This is a genomic window from Longimicrobiaceae bacterium (genome assembly GCA_035696245.1).
GTDB lineage: Bacteria > Gemmatimonadota > Gemmatimonadetes > Longimicrobiales > Longimicrobiaceae > DASRQW01.
On record DASRQW010000317.1, the window covers coordinates 1 to 11258 of the forward strand.

The 11258-nt window shown below is 72.4% G+C and carries 6 protein-coding genes; 1 reads left to right on the forward strand and 5 read right to left on the reverse strand.

Annotated elements, in window-relative coordinates; translation table 11 throughout:
* Positions 1–67: 67 nt before the first annotated feature.
* A complete protein-coding gene (locus tag VFE05_14905) occupies positions 68–2458 on the reverse strand; it encodes a transglycosylase SLT domain-containing protein (GenBank protein ID HET6231360.1) in 2391 nt (796 codons plus the stop codon).
* Positions 2459–3098: 640 nt separating this feature from the next.
* Here VFE05_14905 and VFE05_14910 point away from each other — a divergent pair.
* Positions 3099–5711 (forward strand): hypothetical protein, encoded by a 2613-nt coding sequence (locus tag VFE05_14910; GenBank protein ID HET6231361.1) that lies wholly within the window; start codon positions 3099–3101, stop codon positions 5709–5711.
* Between the two features lie 241 nt (positions 5712–5952).
* Here the strand turns inward: VFE05_14910 and VFE05_14915 are convergent, their stop codons facing one another.
* The 4 genes from VFE05_14915 to VFE05_14930 form a co-directional block, all read right to left on the reverse strand.
* Positions 5953–7128, reverse strand: a complete 1176-nt coding sequence (locus tag VFE05_14915) for a hypothetical protein (GenBank protein HET6231362.1) — start codon at positions 7126–7128, stop codon at positions 5953–5955.
* A 180-nt stretch (positions 7129–7308) separates the two neighbouring features.
* Entirely contained in the window at positions 7309–9810 is a 2502-nt protein-coding gene (locus VFE05_14920; GenBank protein ID HET6231363.1) for an ABC transporter permease, read from the reverse strand.
* A 324-nt stretch (positions 9811–10134) separates the two neighbouring features.
* Positions 10135–10737 (reverse strand): peroxiredoxin, encoded by a 603-nt coding sequence (locus tag VFE05_14925; GenBank protein ID HET6231364.1) that lies wholly within the window; start codon positions 10735–10737, stop codon positions 10135–10137.
* 52 nt (positions 10738–10789) lie between these two features.
* The coding region (locus VFE05_14930) for a hypothetical protein (protein HET6231365.1) at positions 10790–11258 on the reverse strand (469 nt) is incomplete at its 5' end.

An 11258-nucleotide genomic window follows, 5' to 3' on the forward strand; every position in this document is an offset into this window, starting at 1 on the left:
TTTCCGCCGGCCGGCTCCGGAGCGGACCGCCGCGACAATCCCTCCGGCGGGCCCCAACTGCCCTCGATCAACCGCCGTACAAACCGCGATACAGGGCGATGTTGCGGGTGAGGATCTTCACGTACTCGCGCGTCTCGTCGAAGGGGATGCGCTCGGTGAACAGCTCCTCGTCGCGGTACTCGGGGAAGCGGCTCCACCGCTCCACGCGCGCCGGGCCGGCATTGTACGCGGCGAACACCGACGGAAGCGAGCCGCGGTAGTCGCGCATCTGCTCGGCCAGGAAGCGCGTGCCCAGGTGCACGTTGATCTCCGGATCGAACAGGAGATCGGCGCTCCACGGGCGGGTTCCCAGCCCGGCGGCCACCCCCCGCCCCGTCTCCGGCATGACCTGCATGAGCCCGCGCGCGCCCACCGGCGAGCTGATGCCCGCCTTGAACACCGACTCCTGCCGCGTGAGCGCGGCGACGAGGAACGGATCGAGCCCGCGCGCCTTGGCCTCGGCCTCCAACACGGGCCGGTACGGGTACGGGTAGAGGATGCGAAGCAGCCGCGCATTGAGCGGAACGCCGCGCTTCTGCATGGCCTGGCCGGCGTGCACTGCGGGGACGGTAATGCCGCGCGCCGCCAGCGCTTCCGCCAGCGGGTAGACGAGGGACGCGTCGGTGGCGGCGGCGGAGAGGAGGCGCTCGGCCTCCTGCTCGGCATCCGCGGCGAGGCCGGCGTCGCGGAGCAGGTCGACGGTCTGGATCGAGGCGTCCACCCGCGCCCGCACCCCCGCGGAGTCGGCCGGGTCGCGGGCGAGCTCCACCGGCCAGTACGGCTCCCCCAGCCGCGCGGCGGCGCGGACGGAGTAGTACGACACCGGCTCGCGCTCGCGCACCTCGCGGAAGCGCTGCGTGGCGGTGGCCTTGTCGCCGCGGGCCAGGGCGGCGCGGCCCGCCCAGTAGGTCGCCTGGAGCCACGCGTCGCCCTGCGGGTTGGCGGCGCGGTACTGCTCGAAGATGCGCTCCGCCCCGGCGTAGTCGCGCGCGGCGAAGGAGGCGCCGCCCAGCCGCATCATGGCCTGCCCCGCCCGCGTGGTGCCGGGGAAGCCGGACAGGATGCGTGCGTAGATGCTGCGCGCCGTCGCATCGTCCCCCCGGTCGTCCGCCGCGTCGGCCACTAGGTAGAGCGCGTTGGCGGCCTCGGCGCGGCCGGGGAAGCGGGCGGCGAGGCGCATGAAGGTGGCGTTGGCGGCGGATGCCTTCCCCGCCCGCGACTGGGCGCGCCCCAGCACGTACATCGCCTCCGGCGCCATGCCGGACGAGGAGGATGCGACGGTGGCAAGCGGGCCCTGCGCATCCGCGTAGCGCCCGGAGTCGAAGAGCGCCTTGCCGAGGGCGAGGGTGACGCGCAGCCGCTCGTCTGCCGTGCCCGAGCCGCTGGCGAGCCACGCGCGGTAGCCGGCGGCGGCGCGCGGGTTGTCGCCCCGCCGGTCGAAGGTCTGCGCCAGCAGCAGCCGGTCGCCCGCGGTCAGCCCTCGCAGGCCGGCGGCGCGCGTGGCGGCCGCGCCCGCGCCCGGACTGGCGGGCGCGGCGGACATCGCCGCGCGGAAGTCACCCAGCGCCGCCACGCTGTCGCCCATCGCGAGTGCTGCGGCGCCCGCGTCGGCGGAGAGCATGGCGCGTGCGGTGTCGTTCGGCGCCTGCGCGCGGAGGGTGAGAGCCAGCGAGCGCTGGCCCCGCGGGTCCTTCGCCTTCCCGTACGCCTGCACCCACGCTTCCCGCGCGCGCAGCCACGGCACGCCGGTGCCGGCGGACTCCACGAGGGCGCGGACGCGGGCGGTGTCGCCGTGGTCCGCCAGCGCCTCGGCGGCGAGGAGGTTGGCCCACGCGGCGGCGGCGGGCGCGAAAGCGCGGGCGCGCTCCAAGGCGGCGACGCCCGGCTCCACCTGCCCGGTGTGCAGCAGCGCCAGCCCGTAGCGGAGCTGCGCCACGGGCCGGTTCGCATCTCCCGGCCCGTGCTCCGGAGAGACTTTCAGGTATCGCTGATAGGCGAAGGCCGCGCGCGTCCAGTCGCCGCCTTCCTCGTACGCGCGGGCGAGCAGGAACCAGCCCTCGCCGTGCAGCGCGGTGTCCAGCCACGGCTTGCCATCCAGCAGCGTGCGCACCGTGCTCCATCCGCCCCACCCCGCCTGCGCGCGGGCGGCGACCACCGCGGCTTCCGGACGGTCGTCGTTCCGCAGCACTTCCGTCATGCGGCGCGACGCGGCCCAGTCGCGGCCCTGGCGCATGAGCGCGACCACGTCTGCCGGGATGCCGGACGGGAACTCGGGCTCGTGCGCGCGCGAGACGGCGGGCGCGGACGAGACGGCGGATGCGGGCTTCCGCGCCTCGCCTTCGCTCATGCGCGCGGCGCCCCAGATGAGCACGGGGAGGAGGACGGCAGTGGCGAGGATCAGCGCGTTGCGACGGGTCATGCCTGCGGTGCGTGCGGGGACGTGCCGGGCGGGACGGTCCCGGCACGGCGGCGCTTCCGCCCCCTCGCGTTTCCGGGCGAGACGGGGCGCGATGTGGCCTTGCGAAAGCTGTGCCCCGCGCGGGGTTGCACGATGCGGCGGCCTCCCCGTGACGCCAGATAGATAATACGAAATCCGTGAGAATCGGTGCGGTCAGCATCGCCCTGGCGGCTAAAGCCGCGGGCTACGACGGCACGAAGCCCACCGGCGTGGGCTGCTCCCGATGGTCCGAATCGCTTCGGCGGCGCTCCGCGAAGGCACGCCGATCTACCCGGTTTCCGTATAATACCAATCCGGTTGAATGACTGTGCATTCTTCGGAGCAAGACGGTGCGAACGCTCGGTAGACAAACCGCACAATGCACAGTTGATCGCCCGTATTGGTATAAGTTCTGGAAGTCGGTAATTAGACTGAAAGTTCGAAATTAAGGATGATAGTCGCAGCTGATACCGAATCCGCAGAAAGAGCGGATCCTGCCGTCCGCGGGAGTCGGGACCTTGACGCGAGGCTCCGTTTCGCGCATCCGTATCCGGCTGCCAGCCGACACCTCCGCCGCAGCCGTCTCCGGCGCGCCCGCTCCCCACCCCGTCCTCACCCCACCATGACCCGCCGGGAAGCACGTCTCGCCGCCCTCCTCGTCGCGGCGATCTTCGCCTGCACCGCGTTCACGCTGGCGAGCCCCGTGGGCTTCGCCGCCCCGCGTAGCGCCGCGTGCCCCGACTCGCTCCCGCTGCCCAGCGCAGTGGGCGAGCAGGCGTACGAGCCCGTGCTGAACCGCTTCCTGGCCGCGCGATGCTACCAGGGCTGGGTGCACGACCGCGAGATCCGCAACACGGGGCCGTTCATCGACGGGCGCAACTTCGGGACGCACCCGGCGGTGCGCGTCTACTACTCGCCGCGCGCCTGGAGGTGGATGACGACGGGCCGGCGGCAGGGGCGGATGGAGGACAACGCCATCATCGTTAAGGAGATGTATCCGCCGCCCGCCGGCTCCGACTCGGCCGTGAGCGGCTGGACCACGATGGTGCGCGACTCCGTAGGCTCGTTCGACGGCTGGTACTGGGGATACTACGGCCCCAGCGATCCCCCGCAGCGTCCCATCGACTATCCCACGTCCGGCTTCGGGCTGTACTGCACACGCTGCCACGCCTCGGCCGAGCGCGAGCTGACCTTCGCGGCGGTGCGCAACGTGGACCCGGCCGAGGACCCGCTGTCGTTCGTGGTGCAGATGCTGACCACCGTGGCGGCGGGCGCGCCCCATCACCCCGCGGTGGACGCGCTCTCGGTGCACGGGCAGGTGGACCTCGCCAACGAAACCTCGCGCCACGAGCTGCCGAAGCCGCTGCCGGCGCCGGACACCGCGCTGCTCCGCCTGTACGGCCTGTCGCAGCACTTCGCGGCGCCGAACGCGAAGACCGCGCTGCCGGTGGAGACGTTCGACCACGTGGTGGCGGGGCCGAAGGGGCCGGAGCAGTTCCTGACCTCGGACCAGTGCACGGGCTGCCACTCGGCCTCCACCTTCAACATGGCGTTCATCACCGCCGCCGGCCGCGACACCTTCAACCTGTCGCCATACGGCGAGTGGCGGGTGTCGCTGATGGGGCTGGCGGGGCGCGACCCCGTCTTCCACGCGCAGCGCGAGAGCGAGGTGACGCGCTTCGCCATGCACCGTACGCTCATCGACACCACCTGCTACCGCTGCCACGGCGTGATGGGCCAGCGGCAGGCCACGATCGACGGCAACACCTTCCGGCACGACATGGTGTACGCCACGCCGGGCCAGCCGGGCGCCCGCTACGGCGCGCTCGCCCGCGACGGCATCAGCTGCATGGCGTGCCACCAGATCTCGGCGATTCCCACGGGCGGCGACACGGCCACCTTCACGGGCCGCTTCCCCGTGGATCCGCCGGGGCACGTGAACGGCCCGTACGACCGCGTGGTGGAGCTGGGGATGCTCACGGCGCTCGGCATCCGGCCGCGCGGGGCGCCGCAGGTCCGCACGGCGGCGCTGTGCGGAAGCTGCCACACGGTGGTGCTGCCCGTCTTCGACCGCGCGGGGCGGCAGCGGAAGACGGACTACGAGCAAGCCACGTATCCCGAGTGGCTGAACAGCGTGTACCAGAACGAGGTCGCGCCGTTCGACGCGGCCACCGCGCGCACCTGCCAGAACTGCCACATGCCGCAGGACTTCCGCGGCAACCGGCTGCGCTACCGCGCCGCGATCATCGAGGACCCCACCTACCCCATGGCCGACCACCGCGCCCGCGACAGCGCCATCACCGTGGCGGTGCGCGACACCTTCAGCCGGCACATGCTGATGGGGGCGAACCTCTTCACACTGGCCATGTTCCAGCAGTTCCCCGACACCCTGGGCATCCGCAGCACCGACTACATGTACTCTTCCGGCGTGCAGCCGCTGGTGAACGCCGGCCTGTCGGCGCTCGCCCTGGCGCGCGAGCAGGCGGCGCGCGTGCACGTGGAGAGCGTGCGGCGCGTGCGCGACTCGCTGGAGGTGACGGTGCGGGTGGAGAACCTGGCGGGGCACCGGCTGCCGAGCGGCGTGGGGTTCCGGCGGGCGTTCCTGGAGCTGGCGGTCACCGGCGGGCGCGACACGCTGTGGGCGTCCGGCCGCACCAACGCGCTGGGGGTGATCCTGCGGGGAACGACGAACGAGGCGTTGCGCACGGAGTTCTTCACGCGCCCCGTGTCTGCGGGCGGCGTGTTCCAGCCGCACCACGAGACGATCACGCGCGAAGACCAGGTGCAAATCTACGAGGAGCTCGTGCGTGACCCCGAGGGGATGCTCACCACGAGCTTCCTGGCCCTGGACAGCGTGGTGAAGGAGAACCGCCTGCAGCCTCGCGGGTGGCGGCGGGGCGGCCCGTTCTGGCACGAGACGGCGCCGCACGGCGAGGCCGCGCGCGACGGCGACTACTGGAACGGCGGGGGCGGCGACCGCGTGGTATACCGCATTCCGCTCGCGCGCCTGCGCGACGCGACGGCCGTGCGGGCGGCGCTGTTCTACCAGGCCATCCCGCCGTACTACCTGGCCCAGCGCTTCGACATCCCCTGCGGCCCCTCCCCCACCGCGTGCGCCGAGACGCGGCGCCTGGCCTTCCTGACGAGCCGCCTGCGCACGGCGGGCACGCCAATCGAGAGCTGGAAGCTGCTGCTGGCGGCGGAGCAGCGGAGCGTGCCGGCAGCTACGCGGTAGCGGCCCGAGGCCCCGGCCTGGGTGTGACGCCAGTGGTCAACGATGGACGCGTCGGTCTTCTGAGAAGTACCGCGCGAGATCACCACGAACGGGAAGCCCGGTCCAAAGGTGCAGTGGCCACGTCCACGCAGAGTGCGCGTGCTGGTGGCGGACGGGGTGGTGCTGCCGGTCGTCGTCAACAATCCGCATCCCCCGTCGCCCAGCTCGTACGTAGTCTCCCCGACCTCGCAGATCGTCGGTGCTACTTCCCAGTCTCGGCGCTCGCCGGATCCTCCGGGTCCGACTTCGGGATCAGGTGGGCCAGCATCCCGCGCTGCACGGTAGCACTCCCGGCAGCCACGAACGCGGCGAAGCCATCGGCACCGAGCTTCGCTTCCATCTTCGCCTGCAGGTCGTCCAGCCCAGAGCCGTGGAAATAGGCGAGCTTGAGCTGGTCACCCGGGATGTCGAACGCGGCCAGCATTTCCAGCATCAGGTTGACCTCTTCGGGGTAGTGGGCACGGATCTCCTTCTCCAGGCCCAGATCGATCATCGCTCTCCGGGCCAGCGCGTCGGTCGCGCCCTCGTTCACGTTCTTGCCGAAGCGGTCCGCGAAGGCGTCGGAGCTGTAGCGGTGGATGGCCTCATGGATGACCGTGTGCGACGTGAGGTCGCTCTTGCGGATGAAGACCATCCGGTCGTGCGGGGAGACGAACCCGACGATGCGGTCGATGCCAGTGCCCAGGCTAAAGCGCATGAAGGCGAGCATCTGGCTCTCGCTGAATTTCGACCGCTCCCGGTCCAGCACCGAGCTCGTCACCTTCCCGGCCAGGTAGGCGGCGAGCTGGTGCTGGCTGTAGACTTCGAAGAACGCCGCGTCGTCGAGGGCCACGATGCGGTCGCCGACCTGCGCACCCTCCTTCTGCCGCGCCTGGACGTAGCTTCCGATTCGCGCAGACCCCACCAGGAGCTCGTCTACGTTTTCGATCGGGAGCATCGGCTGCCCCAGACCGGCCTCGGCGGAGAGGCGCTTCGAGTACGCGGCCACCCCCTCCTTCAGCGTCTCCAGGTTGATCGACGTCAGGAACTTGTCCCAGTACTTGCCAGCTCCCGCCCCCCGCGCCTCGAGCCACCGGTCCAGCACGGAGCCGGGGCCGCCCTGTCCCCCATCGGTAAGCTCCGGAGGTAGCCCTTCGACTGCCTGCTGGTACGTGACGCGCTGCAGCGCCCTCTGCGCAGGCACACGGGGGGCGATGCCCAGCAGCCGGGCGGTGGCGCGGTTGCCGACCGACCGTTGCAGCGCAAGGACCTCGTGCGCGTGAAGCAGGCGACCGGGCGCGGCAGGGATGACGGGTGCCCGCAGGGGTGGAGCGGTGCGAGCGAGGTCGGGAGGTGCAGCCGCGCGAGGAAAGGGGAGGCCCTGGAGCGCCCGCCCCAAGATGGGAGATGCGTGCATGCCGGGGGCGGTAGAGGTGGATGGAAGGAGCGCTCGGCGCAGAGATTCCTCTCCACACGCAACGTAAGGCGCCGCTGGCGGGAGCGCACGCGTGCGCTCCCGCCAGCGTTCCTTACCTCGGTATGTCCAGGAAATTCGGGATGACTTAGGTCGTCCGTTTCGTCAGGCCGACCCGAGCACCTCGGCGGGATCGACGGCGGCGGCGCGGCGCGCGGGGAGCCAGCTCGCGACGAACGCCACGACGAGGAGCGCGGCGGAGGTGAGACCCAGCACCCACGGGTCGGTCGCGCTCACCTCGTACAACAGCCCTCGCAGCAGCCGCGTGAACGCGAGCGCGCACGCCATGCCGATCGCGACGCCGGCCGCGGCGAGCCGCAGGCCGCCGAGCGACACGGCGCGGCTCACGTCCGCGGGGCGCGCTCCGAGTGCGATGCGCACACCGATCTCGCGGCGCCGCACGCTCACCCCGTACGCGACGACGCCGTAGAGGCCCACGGCGCCGAGCGTCATCGCCACGGCGCTGGCGACGGCGAGCAGCACGACGAGCGCGCGGGTGCGCGCCGACGCCCGGCCCACCACGTCGCCGAGCGTGCCCTCGTCGAACGTCGGCAGCGCCGGGTCGAGCGCGCGCACGATGTCGCGGATGGACCCGGCCGCCGCGCCGGCGCGCCCGGGTTCCGTGCGGGCGAGCACCGCGACGAGGTACGGCGCGGACGCGGCGCCGTCCCGCTTGACGACCGGGAGGTACACGACGTCATCCGCCGGCTTGTCGAGCGCTTCGTAGTGCACGTCGCCGGCCTCGCCGACGACCGTGCGCCACGTGCCACCCACCGGGCGAATGCGCCTGCCCAGCGGGTTCACGCCGCCCCAGTACCGCACCGCGAATGCGTGGCTCACGATCACCTCGCCGGCGGCACCCGCATCGTCAATCGGCCCGAACGTGCGGCCGCGCAGCAGCGGGATGCGCATCGTGCCGAAGTAGTGACCGTCCACCGTGGCCACGGCGTGCGCCGCGCCCGCCACGGGCGGCGGCAGCGGGCGATCCTCGACCTCGATCACCGCGCTCCAGCGGTCGGTGCTCAGCGGCAGCCAGTCGGTGACCGCCGCATCGCGTACGCCGGGCGCGGCGCGCAGCCTCCCGAGCACCTCCTGCAGGAAGCCCGCGCGGGCCGCGTCCGAGCCGTACTTCGCGATCGGGAGCAGCACCCGCGCGGCGGCGACGCCGTCCGGCACGAAGCCCGGCGCCACGTCTTCCAGCTGCATCAGGCTGCGCGTCATGAGCCCCGACGACGCGACGAGCACGAGGGTCAGCGCCGTCTGCGCGACGACGAGCGCGTTGCGCGCGCGCGAGCGCAAAGCATCTGTGGCAGGTCCCCGGCCCGCGCCGCGCAGCACGAGCGCGATCGGCACCCGCCGCGCGCGCAGCAGCGGTAGGAGACTGACGCACAGCGCACACAGCGTCGTGGCGCCGAGCGCGAACGCAAGCGTGCGGAGGTCGACGGTGACCTCGTCGAGGCGAGGCACCGACCACGTGTCGCCGGCCCGCACGGCGGCCCGCAGGCCGGCGAGCGCGAGGAGCACGCCGAGTGCGCCGCCCAACGCGCTGAGCAGGACCGACTCCACGAGCGCCTGCATCATCAGCCCACGCACGCCCGCTCCGAGCGCGGCGCGCACCGCCAGCTCCGCCTGCGCATGCTCGGCGCGCACGAGGAACAGGCCCGCCACGTTCGCGCATGCGACGAGGAGCACGAGCAGCACGGTCGCCAGCAGCATCCAGACGAGGCGCGCCGCGGGGCCGACGATGGAATCGCGAAGCGACTCGGCGTGCGGCACGACGTGCGCCTCGGCGAGGACACCCGCTGACGGGTCGCCCGGGAACTCGTCGGGCAGCCGCGCGAGCGAGCGCGCCAGGTCGGCGGTTGCGCGGGCCGGCGAGACGCCGTCGCGCAGCCGCCCCACGCCGACGAACCGGAAGCGCGCCGCCTGCGTCTTGCCTTCGTCGAGCGTGAGGGGGATCCAGAGATCCACTGTGCTCGCCGGGTACGCGAACCGCGGGGGCATGACGCCGATGACGGTACGCGTCACCTCGTTCACGCGAATCTGCCGGCCGATCACGCCGTCGTCGCCGTGGTAGCGCTGCCGCCAGAGCCGGTCCGAGAGCAGGACGACGCGCGCCGCGCCGGCGCGGTCCTCGCCGGGCGCGAAGCCCCTGCCCAACGCCGGGCGCACGCGGAGCACGTCCAGGAGGTTCGCCGTCACGCGCGCGATGCGGACGCGCGCCGGCGTCTCGCCGGGCGCGGAAGGCTCGACGTTGGCGTCAACGTTGTCGGCCCACCACGCGGCGACGCCGTCGAACGCCGCCGCGTGCCGCTGGTACAGCATCACCGTGGCGTCCGACTGATCGACGGTCGCGCGGCCGGCGAGGCTCGAGGTGTGGGTGAGCCGAACGAGCCGATCCGAGTGCGGATACGGGAGCGGCTTGAGGAGCACGGCGTCCACCACACCGAACGCCGCCGTGGTCGCGCCGATCCCCAGCGCGAGCACCAGCACCACCGCGGCAACGAAGCCCGGGGCGCGCCGGAGCCGTCGCGCGGCGACACGGAGCTCGTGCAGCACCGACTCGATCGCCACGGTGCCGGGCGCGCGGCGGCTCGCTTCCTTCACGCGGTTGCTAGGCCTCGAGGTGGAAGTGCAGCTCCGCGTCGAGCTCGCGATGAGCGCGTCGCGGTCGAGCAGCGTACGTCGCTCCAGATCTCCCTCAGCATCGTGTCACCCCCATTTCGAGCACCCACGACACAGGGCTTGTGAGCCCGGAGAACTTGGCCCTGCGGTTGTTCTCCGACGAGGACGCGCTGACGTTCGGGGACCAGCCAAGGCGTTTCGTACGGGGATCACACGGGCGCTGTCTGGAACTGATCGGTGGAGCAGGAGGAGACGGCTCCCCCGGATGGTGACGCGGGAGCCGCCTTTCGTCATCTCCAGAACGGATCAGCCGGCGGTAACTCCCTCCGCCGATTGCTCCTTCATCCACGCCAGCACCTCATCGCCGTTGCGGTCCGGGGGGAAGACGGGGTAGAAGACGTGCTCGATGGCGCCGTCGCGCTGGACCCAGGCGAGGCGGGAGAGAAGGGTGAGGCCGGCGACGTCCAGCGTGGGCAGGCGGATGGCGCGGGCGAGGGCCAGGTCCCCGTCGCTGAGCACCGGGAAGGGCAGATGAAGCCGTTCCGCCAGCTCCCGCTGATACTCGGGCTCCTGCGTGCTGAGGCCGAACACGCGGCATCCCAGCGCGGCGAAGTCGGCTGCCAGGTCGCGGAACGAGCACGTCTGCGGGGTGCAGCCCCGCGCGCCGGGGATCATGTCCCAGTCCGGCACCAGCGGCGGGTCGCCCGGCCGGCCGGTGCGCGGGTACGCGAAGACGACGACGCGGCCCGGCACGGCGGAGAGGTCGACATCGAAGCCGTCCGTGGCGCGCAGCGGAATGCTGGGGAGATGCAGGCCCGGCAGATGGAGCGCGCGCCCGTCGTCCACCGGGATAGGGAGGCCGGGCGGAAGCTGGTCCAGGTCGCGGAGGTCGTATACGGGCGTGGTCATCGGATCGGGGGCGGAGGGGAGGATGGGCAACGGCGAACGCGGTGCCGCGGGGCTACTGCATCACGTCCACGGCCAGGCGGCCGTGCGGCATCTCCAGGACGCGGAACTTGTTGGCGGGCGTGACGCCGAGCACGATCTCCACCTCGCCCTCGAAGTCGCAGGTGAACTGCACCTCCTTCAGCACGGGGAAGGCGAGCTTCTGGCCGCGCTGGTCGACCGTGGCGTGGCCCGCGTCGTCGTGGCCGCGGGTGGACGGGAGATGGACGACGAGCCGGCCCTGCCCCGCCACGGGCACCACGTCACCGGAGCCGCAGCCGCGGACGGGGCCGGACGCGTACGACACGCGGTAGGCCGGGATCACGCCACCCGCGAAGTCCAGCACCATCCGGTCGAAGCCCGCGTTCCGCCCGAAGCGCACGCCGCTGAGCGTGGCCCCGGCACCCGAGCGCTTCACCTCGCGGGCGCCCATGCCGAAGCCCGCGGGCGCCACAGCGGGAGGAGCGCCCGCCACAGGAGCAGCC

Excerpts from the sequence above, each read along its gene's own strand:
- VFE05_14905 (HET6231360.1), bottom strand. The coding sequence starts at position 2,458 with ATGACCCGTCGCAACGCGCTGATCCTCGCCACTGCCGTCCTCCTCCCC.
- VFE05_14910 (HET6231361.1), top strand. The coding sequence starts at position 3,099 with ATGACCCGCCGGGAAGCACGTCTCGCCGCCCTCCTCGTCGCGGCGATC.
- VFE05_14925 (HET6231364.1), bottom strand. The coding sequence starts at position 10,737 with ATGACCACGCCCGTATACGACCTCCGCGACCTGGACCAGCTTCCGCCC.